The organism is Pseudogulbenkiania sp. NH8B (assembly GCF_000283535.1).
Lineage (GTDB): Bacteria > Pseudomonadota > Gammaproteobacteria > Burkholderiales > Chromobacteriaceae > Pseudogulbenkiania > Pseudogulbenkiania ferrooxidans.
The window spans coordinates 1,078,703-1,093,184 of sequence record NC_016002.1 but is presented as its reverse complement, the minus strand read 5'-3'; the positions used below and the strand labels follow the sequence as shown (position 1 = coordinate 1,093,184).

General features: G+C 61.8%; 9 protein-coding genes and 2 tRNA genes. 5 read left to right on the top strand and 6 right to left on the bottom strand.

Going from position 1 to position 14,482, the window contains the following annotated elements; translation table 11 throughout:
• Window positions 1–78: 78 nt before the first annotated feature.
• Window positions 79–1,653: a methyl-accepting chemotaxis protein gene (locus NH8B_RS05195; RefSeq protein WP_014086337.1), complete on the top strand. Its 1,575-nt coding sequence runs from the start codon at window positions 79–81 to the stop codon at window positions 1,651–1,653.
• Between the two features lie 247 nt (window positions 1,654–1,900).
• On the opposite strand, the gene NH8B_RS05190 is transcribed toward NH8B_RS05195, so the two are convergent.
• The 4 genes from NH8B_RS05190 to metG form a co-directional block, all read right to left on the bottom strand.
• Window positions 1,901–1,977: transfer RNA gene (locus NH8B_RS05190), tRNA-Met, on the bottom strand.
• A gap of 156 nt (window positions 1,978–2,133) precedes the next feature.
• Complete coding sequence (locus NH8B_RS05185; RefSeq protein WP_041702840.1) at window positions 2,134–2,418, bottom strand: acylphosphatase; 285 nt, start codon at window positions 2,416–2,418, stop codon at window positions 2,134–2,136.
• Between the two features lie 149 nt (window positions 2,419–2,567).
• On the bottom strand, window positions 2,568–2,753 hold the full coding sequence (locus tag NH8B_RS05180; protein ID WP_008953094.1) for a hypothetical protein: 186 nt from the start codon (window positions 2,751–2,753) through the stop codon (window positions 2,568–2,570).
• Between the two features lie 248 nt (window positions 2,754–3,001).
• Window positions 3,002–5,110, bottom strand: a complete 2,109-nt coding sequence (metG, locus tag NH8B_RS05175; protein WP_014086335.1) for a methionine--tRNA ligase — start codon at window positions 5,108–5,110, stop codon at window positions 3,002–3,004.
• A gap of 415 nt (window positions 5,111–5,525) precedes the next feature.
• Here metG and apbC point away from each other — a divergent pair, with 415 nt between their 5' ends.
• Complete coding sequence (apbC, locus tag NH8B_RS05170) at window positions 5,526–6,614, top strand: iron-sulfur cluster carrier protein ApbC (protein WP_041703328.1); 1,089 nt, start codon at window positions 5,526–5,528, stop codon at window positions 6,612–6,614.
• A 93-nt stretch (window positions 6,615–6,707) separates the two neighbouring features.
• Here the strand turns inward: apbC and NH8B_RS05165 are convergent, their stop codons facing one another.
• Together NH8B_RS05165 and NH8B_RS05160 are read right to left on the bottom strand one after the other, a co-directional pair.
• Entirely contained in the window at window positions 6,708–8,447 is a 1,740-nt protein-coding gene (locus tag NH8B_RS05165; RefSeq protein WP_014086333.1) for a cation:proton antiporter, read from the bottom strand.
• A 270-nt stretch (window positions 8,448–8,717) separates the two neighbouring features.
• Window positions 8,718–9,869 carry a pyridoxal phosphate-dependent aminotransferase gene (locus NH8B_RS05160; protein WP_014086332.1) on the bottom strand — a complete coding sequence of 384 codons (1,152 nt, stop codon included), beginning with the start codon at window positions 9,867–9,869 and terminating at the stop codon, window positions 8,718–8,720.
• 175 nt (window positions 9,870–10,044) lie between these two features.
• On the opposite strand from NH8B_RS05160, the gene NH8B_RS05155 reads away from it, so the two are divergent.
• The 3 genes from NH8B_RS05155 (at window position 10,045) to NH8B_RS05145 (ending at window position 14,457) form a co-directional block, all read left to right on the top strand.
• Window positions 10,045–10,134 (top strand) — tRNA-Ser (locus NH8B_RS05155).
• Window positions 10,135–10,978: 844 nt separating this feature from the next.
• Window positions 10,979–13,057 carry a RecQ family ATP-dependent DNA helicase gene (locus tag NH8B_RS05150; RefSeq protein WP_014086331.1) on the top strand — a complete coding sequence of 693 codons (2,079 nt, stop codon included), beginning with the start codon at window positions 10,979–10,981 and terminating at the stop codon, window positions 13,055–13,057.
• Window positions 13,054–14,457 (top strand): DNA-processing protein DprA, encoded by a 1,404-nt coding sequence (locus NH8B_RS05145; RefSeq protein ID WP_014086330.1) that lies wholly within the window; start codon window positions 13,054–13,056, stop codon window positions 14,455–14,457. The genes NH8B_RS05150 and NH8B_RS05145 overlap by 4 nt, the downstream gene beginning before the upstream one ends.
• Window positions 14,458–14,482: the final 25 nt, after the last annotated feature.

Genomic DNA, 14,482 nt, shown 5'->3' with positions numbered 1-14,482 from the left:
ATGACGATGTCACCGCCCCTATCGTTCGGCCAACCAAAATGGAACAGCCAGAACAATGAATCAAACAAGGGGGCGGGAATGAAAGTGAATCTACCCATCAGCGGCGTCGAGAAGCCCTTTACCGAAGGCATCATCGTCACGCGTACCGACCCTCAGGGGGTCATCACCCACGCCAACGACCTGTTCGTGCAGGTATCCGGTTTCAGCCGTGAGGAGCTACTCGGCAGCCATCACCACATCGTGCGCCATCCGGAGATGCCGGCGGTGCTGTTCGAGGACCTGTGGCGCACGGTCAAAGCCGACCAACCCTGGCGCGGCTACGTCAAGAACCGCTGCAAGAACGGCGACCACTATTGGGTTGACGCCCTCGTCATCCCAGTACGCCAGGAAGGCAGCACCGTCGGCTACATGTCGGTGCGCCGCCCGGCCTCACGCGAGGCCATTCGTCACGCCGAGCAGTGGTACGCCGAACTGGCGGCCGGCCAGAAACTGGTCAAGCCCCGTCCAGGCGGCATACGGGAAACGCGCGTACGCATGGCTTTCGGCGCACTGACGAGCCTCATACTGGGCTATTTCGCCTGGCGCGGCAGTTCGCCCGTCGACTATGCCCTGGCCAGCGGCGGTTTGTTGGCCCTGGCGGGCTGGGTAGCCTTCGAGCGGCAGCGGGCCGGACGCTTTGCCCGCCTGCGTGCGGTGTGCCACGACATCGCCGAAGGCCGCTTGAACAATGAGCTGGCCATCCATCGCCTGGGAGAATGCGGCGACCTGGAAGAGACCCTCGCCTACATGCAGGTGCATCTCAAGGTGATGATCGACGAGTTGCAGATGAATGCCCGCTCCCTCGCCGCCGGCACCGGTGACATGAACGACAGCCTGAACGACATCCGGCAGCGCATGGAGGCCGGCAATCACAGCGTGACGCAAATGAGCAGCGCCATCGAGCAGCTGTCCTCGTCGATCGAGCAAGTCGCGCAACATGCCAGCGATACCTCACAGCTGTCGGCCCGCTCGCGCGACGCAATCCAGTCCGGCGAGCAGGAAATGGCGCGCTCACGCTCCTGCAGTCTGGACGCCGCCCAGGCGGTGGAAACGGCGCAGGACACCATCCGCTCCCTGTCCGACGCCATCAACGCCATCGGCCAGGTCACCCAGACCATCCACGACATCGCCGAACAGACCAACCTGCTGGCACTCAACGCCGCCATCGAGGCGGCGCGCGCCGGCGAAAGCGGCCGGGGCTTCGCCGTGGTGGCGGACGAAGTGCGCAAGCTGGCCGAACGCACCAGCGCCAGTACCGAGCAGATCAACGCCCTGGTCGACAACGTGCACCAGGCGGCAGAAGGTACCATCGCCACCATGAAGACCGTCACCGAGGCGACCCGCGCCGGCGTCGCCACGCAGCAGAGCACCGCCCAGCAACTGGCCGCCGTGCGCGACACCACGCTGCAGGTCAACGACATGATGAAGGACGTGGCCATGACCAACAGCCAGCAATCGGCCTCCGCCGCGCAGTTGTCGGCGCGCATGGGCGACGTCGCCACCCAGATCGCCGAATCCCACCAGCATGTCGAAGAAGCCGGCCAAGTCATCACCCGCTTGGCCAGCCAGTCACGCCAACTGGCCAGACTGGCGGGACAATTCGAGATTCATTGACGGTGGCGTAAGGGGGCCGGCGGAGACGAGGCATTACGACACCCGGCCCACACCGCTCCAGCGGCAGATCAAGGCGTCGGCCCCGCGCCACGCGGCGAGCAGCAGCACGGCTGCCGGACTCGCTGGCCGCGACGCGGGGAGGCGATCTGTCAGGGAAGGAAGTGAGTAGTGGCAGCGGGCGGAGCAAACGAAAACAGACGCCAAAGCAAAAAGCCGTGAATTCTTGTCAGAATTCACGGCTTTATGTTGGTTGCGGGGGCAGGATTTGAACCTACGACCTTCGGGTTATGAGCCCGACGAGCTACCAGACTGCTCCACCCCGCGTCAGAAACCTGTTGCTGCCAAGCACTTCTTTGTGAAGCGTCTCGTGCAGCGAGGAGACGAACTATAAACTTCGATTACAGACCGGTCAAGCGTTTTTCGAAAAAAATCGTCAATCTCATCCTTCAAGGCCGGAACACGCCCTCCCCGGCCTCCACCTCAGAGTGTCGGCCAGCAGCTGAAACCCTCCAGTGAAGCGTCCACCACGCACTCCTGCACCTCGACCATGCTGACCTCGGCCGCTGGCGGGCCGTTACGTGCCCAGGTAACAAACTCCAGCAAGTTCTCCGGCTCGCCGCTGATCAATGCCTCGACCGTGCCATCGCGGCGGTTGCGGACCCAGCCGCTGACCCCAAGACGGGATGCCTCCGCGACGGCGCCGTCGCGGTAACACACGCCCTGAACCCTGCCATGAATGCGCAGCAGCCGTGTCATTTGTCTCATATCCGTCTCCTTCCCCCTGTCCTGTTGATAGCAGCCGCCACGATCGATGGCAATGCCCTTGAAACGCCAAACCCCGTTGGCGCCGAGCGCGAACGGGGTTTGGGGGGCGATCCCGAGAGGCGGCCCCAAGGGGCCGTCAGCGGCGGCGATCAGGCCGCGGTCGGGATGAAGGCGTTGGCCGAATAGAGGGCGCTGGCCATACCCAGCACCGACCGGAAGGTCACTTCGAACTGCTTGCCGATCTGGCGGATACTGATCACTTCGTAACGGATCTCATGGCCGTCGTCTTTTCGCTCGACAATTTTGCAGCCTGGCTGCAATTGACTTACACGCATTACTTTCTCCTTGTTGTTTTCAATAACAACAACATTGTCATACCAACACTTAACTTTTCACGAAATCTCAACATAAATCAATAGACAACGGCAGGAACACGACGTTCCCAGTTGAATGGACACACTGTAGCAGCGTGAGATGACAGCTTGATGACTTCTAGAATGGAAAACGCCTTGTCAGCTTCAAAGAGGCTGGCAAGGCGTCAATGGGTCAGTATACCCTAATTTTTCTTTTACACAACAACTATTTAGCCGATGCGCATCCCCGGCTGGGCGCCATCGTCGGTATCGAGCAGGAACAACCCGCTCGTGTCGTCGTTGCCGGAGGCGCAGACGATCATGCCGGCCGACACCCCGAAGCGCATCTTGCGCGGCGCCAGGTTGGCCACCACGATGACGTTGCGGCCGACCAGCTTGTCGGGCTCCTGGTAGGCCTGGCGGATGCCGGAGAAGATGTTGCGCGTCTCGAAACCGAGGTCGACGGTGAATTGCAGCAGCTTGTCCGAACCATCGACGAACTGGCAGGCCAGCACCTTGCCGACGCGCAGGTCGAGCTTGGCGAAGTCGTCGATGGTGATGGTGTCGGCGAGCGGCTCATAGTTGGCCGAAGCCTCGGCAGGGGCAGCTTGTTGTTCCATGCTTTGTTTGTTCGCTTCGATCAGTTTGTCGATCTGAGCCGCCTCGACGCGCTGCATCAGATGCTGATACGGTTTGATGGTGTGGCCGAGCAGCAGGGTGTCGGCGTCGTCCCACGTGAGCGGGGCGATGTTGAGGAAGGCCTCGACGTCGGCCGCCAGCTTCGGCAACACCGGCTTGAGGTAGATGGCCAACAGGCGGAAGGCGTTCACCAGCACGGTACAGACTTCGTGCAGGCGCGCTTCCATCCCTTCCTGTTTGGCGAGTTCCCACGGCTTGTTGGCGTCGACGTAGGCATTGACCTCGTCGGCCAGCGCCATCACGTCGCGCAGCGCGCGGGCGTATTCACGCGCCTCGTAAGCCGCGGCCAGCGTCGCGCTGCTTTCGGCCAACTGCTGCAGCAACGGGTGTTCGCACTGCGCGGCATGGCACACCGGGCTCGCCAGCGCGGAGCTGGATACGCTCTCCGCCAGACGACCGCCAAAACGCTTGGTGATGAAGCCGGCGGCGCGGCTGGCGATGTTGACGAACTTGCCGATCAGGTCGGAGTTGACGCGCGCCACGAAATCGTCGAGCGACAGGTCGATGTCCTCGATGCGGGCGTTCAGCTTGGCGGCGACGTAGTAGCGCATCCATTCCGGGTTCAAGCCGCAGTCGAGGTAGCTCTTGGCGGTGATGAAGGTGCCGCGCGACTTGGACATCTTCTGCCCGTCCACGGTGAGGAAGCCGTGGGCGAACACACCGGTCGGGGCGCGGTAGCCGGAGTACTTCAGCATCGCCGGCCAGAACAGGGCGTGGAAGTACAAGATGTCCTTGCCGATGAAGTGGTACAGCTCGGCGTCGGAATCCGGGCGGAAGTAGTCGTCGAAATCCAGACCGCTCTTCTCGCACAGGTTCTTGAAGCTCGCCATGTAGCCGATCGGGGCGTCGAGCCAGACGTAAAAGTACTTGCCCGGTGCGTCGGGAATCTCGAAGCCGAAGTACGGGGCGTCGCGGCTGATGTCCCAGTCGTGCAGGCCGCCCTCGATCCACTCGTTCATCTTGTTGAGGGATTCAGGCTGCAGATGCGGCTGGGTTTCGCCATCGGCGCGCACGCTGGAACCGGCGGTCCAGGCCTTGAGGAAATCGGCGCAATCGCCCAGGCGGAAGAAGTAATGCTCGGACGATTTCAGCACCGGGGTGGCACCGGACACCGCCGAGTACGGATTTTTCAGATCGGTCGGGCTGTAGGTGGCGCCGCAGCTCTCGCAGTTGTCGCCGTACTGGTCCTTGGCGCCGCACTTGGGGCACTCGCCCTTGACGAAGCGGTCCGGCAGGAACATCTGCTTTTCCGGATCGAACAGCTGCTCGATGGTGCGCGACACGATCTTGCCGTTGGCGCGCAGCGTGCGGTAGATGTGCTCGGCGAAGTGCTTGTTTTCCGGGCTGTTGGTGCTGTAGTAGTTGTCGTAGCCGATGTGGAAGCCGGTGAAATCGGCCAGGTGCTCGGCCTTGACGCGCTCGATCAGCTGCTCGGGCGTGATGCCCTGCTTCTCGGCGGCGAGCATGATCGGCGTGCCGTGGGTGTCGTCGGCACAGACGTAATGGCAGGCGTGGCCGCGCATTTTCTGGAAGCGCACCCAGACGTCGGTCTGGATGTGTTCGACCATGTGGCCGAGGTGAATCGCGCCGTTGGCGTACGGCAGGGCGCTGGTCACCAGAATCTTGCGTGGGGAGGTCATTCGGGGGTCCCTGGTTCGAATCTCAAGCGATCGATTATAACAGCAGGACCGGTCGCCTTGGAGCAGGCCAAGGCCTTGCCGCGTTTCCATGGAGGCATAACGGAAGAGGCCGGCTCGTTCTTGTGGAACGGGCCGGCCTCTTCAGGGGGCGCCACGGCGGTAGTCCGTGGCGGGTACGACGTGTGAAGGGCATTTTAATGCATCGCGCGGCGCACGGCTAGCACCGGCAACGCCGAGGTGCCGACGGCTCGCAGCGGGCTGCGGCGCCTCAGCGCCAAACGCCCGCCCATGCCCTGCGCGCAAGGCAGAATTCGAGTAAACTGGTCAGGTATTTTAAACCCGGTCCCCGGCCATGTTCCAGAAACTGACCCGACTCTTCGGCCGCGACGCCACCACTTCCGACTCTTCCGACACCATGGCACTGACAGATACCCAGGTACTCCAGGCCCTCTCCGGCCTGATCGACGACAACACCGGCAAACCGTACACCGCTGCCAAGGCGGTCAAGAACCTGCGCGTCAGCGACAGCGAGATCGCGCTCGACGTGGTGCTGGGCTACCCGGCCAAGAGCCAGTTCGACGCCGTGCGCGGCGCTTTCGAGAACGCGCTGGCACCGTTGGCCGAAGGCCGCGCCGTCAAGGTCGAAGTCAGCAGCCAGATCGTCAGCCATGCCGCCCAGCGCGGCGTGCCGTTGCTGCCGGGCGTGAAGAACATCATCGCCGTGGCGTCCGGCAAGGGTGGGGTCGGCAAATCCACCACCGCCGTCAACCTGGCGTTGGCGCTGGCGGCCGAAGGCGCCCGTGTCGGCCTGCTGGACGCTGACATCTACGGCCCGTCGCAACCGCTGATGATGGGCCTGCAGGGGAGGAAACCGGAAACCGACGGCAAGTCGCTGCAGCCGGTGGTGAATTATGGCGTGCAGACCATGTCGATCGGCTACCTGGTCGACACCGACCAGGCCATGGTCTGGCGCGGCCCGATGGTGAGCCAGGCGCTGCAGCAGCTGCTCAACGACACGCGCTGGGACGATCTGGACTACCTGGTGATCGACATGCCGCCGGGCACCGGCGATATCCAGCTGACGCTGGCGCAGAAGGTACCGGTGACCGGCGCCGTGATCGTCACCACGCCGCAGGACATCGCGCTGCTCGACGCACGCAAGGGGCTGAAGATGTTCGAGAAGGTGAGCGTGCCGATCCTGGGCCTGGTGGAGAACATGGCGATCCACATCTGCTCCAACTGCGGCCACGCCGAACACATCTTCGGCAGCGGCGGCGCCGCCAAGATGACCGAGGAGTACGGTGTCGAGCTGTTGGGCTCGCTGCCGCTCGACCTCGCCATCCGCCAGGCGGTGGACGAAGGCAAGCCGAGCGTGGTCGCGGACCCGAACGGCCCGATCGCCGCCGCCTACCAGGCCATCGCGCGCCGCGTGGCGGTCAAGGTCGGCGAGAAGGCGCAGGACTTCTCCAGCAAGTTTCCCAAGATCGTGATCCAGAACAACTGATCGTGTCGACAAGGTTGGCCGAAGCCTTCGGCCAACCTTAGCCTCCGAAAAAACACGGCAGCTCACCGGCTGCCGTGTTTTTTATTTCCCGCATCACGGGGCCGGCGGGTGCATCGTCTCGTACAAGGCGATCTGCAGGCGCGAGTGCAGCTGGATCAGGCGCTTCCAGAACAGCACCGCAACCGCCCCCACCGCCAGCACGATCACCAGCAGCACCTCGCTCGGCGGCAGGATGCTCACGCTCAGCGCCGACAGGAACAGCAGGATGCCGATCAGCGCCCCCACCGGGATCAGTTCGGCGATCACGCGCCGCGAGGCCGTGGTGAGCTGGCCGGCCATCTCCGGCCGTACCGAGAGTTCCGCCAGCAGCATCGCCAGCGCCTTCAGCTTGCGGTAGATCGCCACCAGAAACGGCACCGACAGCAGCAGCGCCACACTCCACAGCAGAGCGTTGACCAGGCGTGTGTCGCCGCGACCGGCCAGCCACTCCGGTCCGAAGTAGGCGGCAGCCAGGAAGATCGCGGTCACCAGGCACAGGTTGACCAGCACGTGCAGCACGATGCGGCGGACGATGGCCAGCAGCTCGGCGCGCTCCTCTTGCGGCTGAATGCTCTGCAACCACGCGGTGTAATACCCCAGCCCGCGCTTAACCGGTTCGGGTGAGAGCCGGTTCACCAGCCCGGCAAACGGTTCGGCGGCACGGATCAAATAGGGGGTGAACAAGGTCGTCAACGCCGAGACGGCCACCGCCACCGGGTAGAGGAAATCGCTGGTCACCTTCAACGACAAGCCGAGCGCGGCGATGATGAAGGAAAACTCGCCGATCTGCGCCAGCCCCATCCCCACCCGCATCGCGGTGCGGCCGTCGTTGCCGGCGACGAAGGTGCCGAGGCTGCAGGTAACCACCTTGCCGACCACCACCGCCATGGTGATCAAGGCGATCGGCCAGGCGTACTGCAGCAGCACCGCCGGGTCGAGCAGCAGCCCGATGGCGACGAAGAAGATCGCGCTGAACATGTCGCGGATCGGCTCGACCAGGTGCTCGATCTGCTTCAGCTCGCGCGACTCCGCCATGATCGCGCCGATCAGGAACGCCCCCAGCGCGATGCTGTATTCCAGTTGCAGCACCAGCAGGCAGAAACCGAAGCACAGCCCGAGCACCGTCACCAGCAACATCTCACGGCTCTCGAAGCGCGCCACGTAGGCCAACAGGCGCGGCACGATCAGGATGCCCAGCACCAGCGCCACCACCATGAACAGCGACAGCTGGCCCAGCGTGCTCAGCACCGCTCCCGCCTCGACCCGTCCGCTGATGGCGATGCCGGACAGCAAGGCGATCATGCCGATGGCAAGAATATCCTCGACAATGAGGATGCCGAAAATAATTTGCGCGAAGCGCTCGTTTTTGAGCCCCAGCTCGTCCAGCGCCTTGACGATGATGGTGGTCGACGAGATCGCCAGCATGGCACCGAGAAACACCGAATCCATCGTGGCCCAGCCGAAGTACTTGCCGATCTGAAAGCCGATGGCGACCATCGCCACGATTTCGGTCAGCGCCGCCAACAGCGCGGTGACGCCGACGCTGGCCAGTTTCTTCAGGCTGAACTCGAGGCCCAGCGAGAACATCAGGAACACCACGCCAAGTTCGGCCAAGGTCTTGACCGTGGCTTCGTCCTGGATGAGAGCGAACGGCGGCGTGTACGGGCCGATGATCACCCCGGCCACGATATAGCCCAGCACCACCGGCTGACGCAGGCGGTGAAACAACACCGTGACCAGGCCGGCTATCAGCATGATCACGGCAAGGTCGTGGATGAAGGACGTGGCGTGCATGGGCTTCTTCCCAGGGTGGTCGAGGCCGTCAACGCAGGGCAACGGCGGGGTCATCGATGCGGGCACGGCCGACAGCCACGCCCACCCGTCAAGAGAGAGAACCTTTCAGAAGGTCAGAGTTCCCGCCCAAGTGCCATTAAAAGCATTTTTTTGTCTATCTGGCAAAATAAATAACAAAATCCAGAAAAAACAAAAATAGCGTGAAATAGCACTTGAACTTCATCGGCTTGCCGGCAGAGGACAGGAGGATTACCTCCGCCACCCCGCTACTCAGCCTGCGCGCACCATCCTCCGTACCGCTTCGGCCAGGCGGTCGATGCCCGTCGTGTAGGCCACCCGCACGTGCCGCTCGGCGTGGTAGGCGCCGAAATCCGCTCCCGGCGTGATCGCCACGTGCACCTCGTCCAACAGACGCTGGCAATAGCCGAAGCTATCATCGGTCACCGCGCTGACGTCGGCATAGACGTAGAACGCTCCTTCCGGCTGTACCGGGATGCGCCAGCCCAGGCTGGGCAGTGCTTCGAGCAGGAAGTCGCGGCGCCGGCCGAACTCGGCGCGCCGCTCCTCCAACAAGGCCAGCGTTTCGGGCTGAAACGCCGCCAGCGCCGCACGCTGCGCCGGCGCCGGCGGGCACAGGAACAGGTTCTGCGCCAGCCGGATTGCCGGTTCCACCAGTTGCGGCGGCACCACCAACCAGCCCAGGCGCCAACCGGTCATCTGGAAGTACTTGGAGAAACTGTTGATCACCAAGGCTTCGTCCGCCACCTGCAGCACGCTCGGGGCGTCCACGCCGTAGGTCAGGCCGTGATAGATCTCGTCGACGATCAGAGCGCCACCCCGGCGGCGGCATACCTCGGCCAGCTCGGCCAGCTCGCTTGCGCCCAGCAATGTACCAGTGGGATTGGCCGGGCTCGCCACCATGGCCGCCGCCGTGCGCTCGTTCCAGGCGGCGTCCAACTGTGCGGCCGTGAGCTGGTAGCGGCTCTCGGGCCCCACCTCCACCGCGCGCGGTACCCCGCCCAGCAGGCTGACGAAGTGGCGATTGCAGGGATAGGTCGGATCGGCCATCACCACCTCGCTATCCTCATCCACCAGCAAGGCCAGCGCGATCTGTAAGGCGCCGGAGGCTCCCGGCGTGACGATGATGCGCGCCGGATCGAGCTCCACGCCGTGGCGGCTGGCGTAGAAGCCGGCAATCGCCTGGCGCAGCTCGGGCAGCCCCTGTGCTGCCGTATAGAAGGTATCTCCCTGGGCCAGAGCCTGTCGTCCTGCTTCAACGATGGCGGGCGGCGTGGCGAAGTCCGGTTCACCCACTTCGAGATGGATCACATCGTGCCCCTGCGCCTGCAAGGCACGGGCCTTCTCCAGGATGGCCATGACCTGGAACGGGGAAATACTGTCGAGACGGGACGCTAGTTTCACACTGCCCTCTGCTGCTGAAGCGACTGCGATCAGTCGGGATATAAAGGTAGGAGGCCGACGGCATCGGCCGGGTTTCATGCGAGCAGTGTACCAAGCACCACGGGGAAAGGCAGAACGATACCAGACTGTTGACAGGGCCGAATCTCATACATATAATTCGCCTCTCATTGACCGCGGAGAGGTGGCAGAGTGGTCGAATGTACCTGACTCGAAATCAGGCGTACGGGTTCCCGTACCGAGGGTTCGAATCCCTCCCTCTCCGCCAGTCAACCACATTAAAGCCCTGAATTTTCAGGGCTTTTTTGTTTTCTAAAAAGATGGCCCCACATTTAACCCCACATCCAGTTCGCCGCCTCCTTGCGTTTACTCACCGCACCCCGCCCGACACAAAGTTAGACACTTGTCTGCCTCCATAAATACCACCTCGACCTTTCAAGAGTGGTCGTGCAGTTAATTGCCTATTCTCCACTAGTCCCGATGCACAACCCTGGAGCTGTAGCGCCAATCCACCGCTCATGTCGTTACTTCTAAATTTGAGCCTTGTATTTGGAAGCACAATCCGGACAAGCTCAAAAGACGCATACAAATGCAAAGCGTATAATGCGTGCCGTAATGCCCATGCCCCACTTGGAAGTCAAACAAACAGCGCTGAGACCTGTCCTAGTCGGCGAAGTGGGCTAACTTCCGTTGGGTTGCGCAGAGTCGCTTCAAGGAGGGGATTCGCGACCGTGTGGGAGTGTGTATTTGTGTTATTGCTGTGCTTGCAGGTCGTTTCATTCAATCATAAATCGTAAGACTTCTACGACTATGTCATCACTGGATCAAGCCGCAATGTGATTGAGTGAGCCGACACCAATGTGGAGGCCCAGCAAAAATACTCAGGGTGCAGGTCGTTGTGTTGGAACAGGTGTATCACTCCACCTGTCCTTCCCGAAATCACGGGGGTGAAGCATGGGCTGTGGCTTATTGAAGATGGAGCTGGAATAGCCATTTTGAGTTACATCTTGCGCAAATGTGGCTGATTTCCCTCATGGCGCGGCATAGCACCATAAACACCGTGTCGGTCCCGGGCTACCGCTCGCCCGACCAAAGCAAGGGAGAGCAATAACGTGGCCTACGATCCAACACGCGCACTGCAACTTCTACGGATCGGTTCCGGACGTGCAGACGCAACCTTCCGTGATGGCCAAGAAGATGCCATTCGCCACATTGTCGAAGGTAAAGGCCGTTTGCTGGTCGTGCAGAAGACCGGGTGGGGTAAGAGCTTTGTCTACTTCATCGCAACCAAGTTGCTGCGGGAAGCTGGAGCGGGCCCCGCATTGTTGATCTCGCCGTTGTTGGCGCTGATGCGAAATCAGATCGCTGCAGCAGAGCGGATGGGCGTTCGCGCCGCCACGATCAATTCCGACAACATGGACGACTGGACGGCAGTCGAAGGCAAACTTGCCAACGGGGAAATCGACATTCTGTTGATCTCACCCGAGCGGCTGGCAAACGAGCGCTTTCGCACCCAGGTGTTGGCGGGTATCGCCGCACAGATATCTCTGTTGGTCATCGACGAAGCGCACTGCATTTCCGATTGGGGGCACGACTTCCGCCCTCACTACCGATTGCTGGAACGTATTGTCAAAGCGCTACCGCCCAATCTTCGACTCCTCGCTACTACGGCGACGGCGAACAACAGGGTGATGGACGATCTCGCAGCGGTTCTTGGGCCGAGGCTTGATGTGTCGCGGGGTGATCTCAATCGCACCTCACTCTCTTTGCAGACCATCCGCCTGCCCAGTCAAGCCGAGCGGCTCGCATGGTTGGCGGAGCAACTCTCCACACTACAAGGCCACGGCATCATCTATACGCTGACGGTGCGTGACGCCAATCAGGTCGCGGAATGGCTGAAGACCCAAGGCTTCAACGTGGAAGCCTATACCGGGGAAACCGGTGATCGCCGCGAGCAACTGGAACAGGCGCTGCTCAACAACCAGGTCAAAGCGCTGGTTGCCACGACGGCTTTGGGCATGGGCTACGACAAGCCCGACCTGGCGTTTGTCATTCACTATCAGATGCCGGGCTCGGTGGTCGCCTACTACCAGCAGGTTGGTCGCGCAGGACGTGCACTGGATTCCGCCTACGGGGTACTGCTCAGTGGCGAAGAAGAGTCTGACATCACTGACTGGTTTATCCGGAGCGCTTTTCCGACCCAACAGGAAGTCGCCGATGTTCTGGGAACACTTGAAGAAGAGCCCAACGGCCTGTCCGTTCCCGAACTGCTGAGCCGAGTCAATCTGAGCAAGGGACGCGTCGAGAAGACGATTGCATTGCTCTCACTCGAAGCGCCGGCTCCTCTCGCCAAGCAAGGTAGCAAGTGGCAGCTCACGGCGGCAACGCTGAGCGAAGCGTTTTGGGATCGCGCGGAACGTCTCACGGCCCTTCGGCGAGACGAGCACCAGCAAATGCAGGACTACGTCAGCCTGCCGTTTGGTGAGCACATGGGCTTTCTGATTGGTGCGCTCGACGGTGACCCAAGCGGCGTCATTGAACCTGCCTTACCTCCACTGCCTACAACCGTGGATGCTGAGCTGGTGAAAGCTGCCGTTTCATTTCTTCGTCGAACCAGCCTGCCTATCGAGCCGCGCAAGAAGTGGCCTGATGGCGGGATGCCCCTGTACGGCGTCAAGGGACTCATCTCGCCCGCCCATCAAGCCGAGCCAGGCAAAGCGCTATGTGTCTGGGGCGATGCGGGTTGGGGCGGCTTGGTTCGACAGGGCAAATATAACGATGGCCACTTTTCCGACGACCTTGTCGCGGCCTGCGTGAAGATGATCAAGGAGTGGAACCCGCAGCCAGCACCGACCTGGGTGACCTGCGTACCTTCGCTTCGGCATCCCAACTTGGTACCGGATTTTGCACAGCGCTTGGCTGTTGCGCTGGGTCTACCATTTCATACGGTCATCGAGAAGACAGACGCAAGACCCGAACAGAAAACGATGGCAAATAGTACACAACAGGCGCGCAACATTGATGGTTCGCTCGAACTTAACGGCCAGCCCGTCCTTCCCGGGCCGGTCCTCCTGGTTGATGACATGGTCGATTCGCGCTGGACGCTGACGGTGTCTGCGTGGCTCCTCCGCAAGAACGGGAGTGGCCCAGTTTGGCCGATGGCCCTCTCGCAGACGGGGCACGACGAATGACGCCAGTCCTTTCACCCAACACACAAGCAATCCTGCTGCTGACGGCGCCGCTCATTGCCGGACGTGGAACCGCGTCACCCGATCTGCTCTCGCCCGGTGAATACAAGCGCCTCGCACGTCATCTGCGCGAGATCCAGCATCAGCCTGCGGATCTGGTCTCAGCCGATGCGGCCGAAATTCTGCGCGCATGCCAGACCGTGATTGACGAGAGCCGCCTGCAGAGGTTGCTGGGGCGCGGATTCCTGCTGAGCCAGGTGATTGAGCGCTGGCAAGCACGCGCCATTTGGGTGGTCAGCCGTGCCGACGCCGAGTATCCGCGTCGCCTGAAGGCTCGCCTTCGTGAAGACGCGCCAGCTGTGCTCTACGGCTGTGGCGACATGGCGTTGTTGGAAACCGGTGGGCTTGCCGTCGTCGGATCGCGCCACGTGGACGACGCGTTGATTGACTACACCATGTCCATCGGGCGATTGGCTGCTTGGGCAGGCTGCACACTCGTTTCCGGTGGAGCCAAGGGTGTCGATCAGGCCGCCATGCGTGGAGCGCTTGAAGCTGGGGGAAAGGTCTGCGGGGTTCTGGCAGACAGTCTGGAAAAGACCACCATGAATCGCGAACACCGCAACCTGTTACTCGATGGTCAACTGGTACTGGTCTCGCCCTACGACCCGAGCGCAGGCTTCAACGTCGGCAACGCCATGCAGAGAAACAAGCTGATCTATGCATTGGCGGATGCATCCCTGGTCGTCAGCTCTGACCTCAACAAAGGCGGCACCTGGGCTGGAGCCGTCGAGCAACTGGACAAGCTCAGATTCGTGCCGGTGTACGTTCGGTCGACGGGCGAATCATCTTCCGGGCTCGATGCCCTGCGGAGCAAAGGGGCGATCCTCTGGCCGAATCCGCAAGACGCCGATGCCTTTGAAGACGTGTTCGTTGCCACAATTCCAGCGCCGGAGCCATCTCCGCAGCCAGGCCTTGCACTGTTTTCCGGCGATGAATCGTCTGACAACTCGCCCACGCCACCAGCAGTTCAGGAGACGCCACCGGCGATCGAAGCTCCGACCAAGCCAGTACAGCCACAGGTCTCTGCACCGAGTGAAGAACCAGTTGATCAGGTGCCCGAACAAGTGCCCTCAGCTGCGGAGCCCCCTGAGACCCAACCCGATGCAGTCCGCCCGGCGGTGGAGACAGTATCGACACCTGCCGATACGCTGTTTGCGGCAGTCCGGGAGGTGATTCAGCAGTTGCTGAAAGCGCCAATGAAGGACGCCGAGGTTGCCGCTGTGCTGGAGGTGTCCAACGCACAGGCCAAGGCGTGGTTGCAGAGGCTTGTCGACGAAGGCGTGATCAAGAAACAGAAGAAGCCAGCGGGCTATATCGTCAAGCAGTCCAGCCTCTTCGAGTAAGCGATGACTGCAAGCCCAAGTAACG

Bases quoted from the DNA above. Each gene is read 5' to 3' on its own strand.
- NH8B_RS05185 (WP_041702840.1), bottom strand. From the start codon at position 2,418: ATGAGACAAATGACACGGCTGCTGCGCATTCATGGCAGGGTTCAGGGC.
- NH8B_RS05145 (WP_014086330.1), top strand. From the start codon at position 13,054: ATGACGCCAGTCCTTTCACCCAACACACAAGCAATCCTGCTGCTGACG.
- NH8B_RS05165 (WP_014086333.1), bottom strand. From the start codon at position 8,447: ATGCACGCCACGTCCTTCATCCACGACCTTGCCGTGATCATGCTGATA.
- apbC (WP_041703328.1), top strand. From the start codon at position 5,526: ATGGCACTGACAGATACCCAGGTACTCCAGGCCCTCTCCGGCCTGATC.
- NH8B_RS05195 (WP_014086337.1), top strand. From the start codon at position 79: ATGAAAGTGAATCTACCCATCAGCGGCGTCGAGAAGCCCTTTACCGAA.
- metG (WP_014086335.1), bottom strand. From the start codon at position 5,110: ATGACCTCCCCACGCAAGATTCTGGTGACCAGCGCCCTGCCGTACGCC.
- NH8B_RS05180 (WP_008953094.1), bottom strand. From the start codon at position 2,753: ATGCGTGTAAGTCAATTGCAGCCAGGCTGCAAAATTGTCGAGCGAAAA.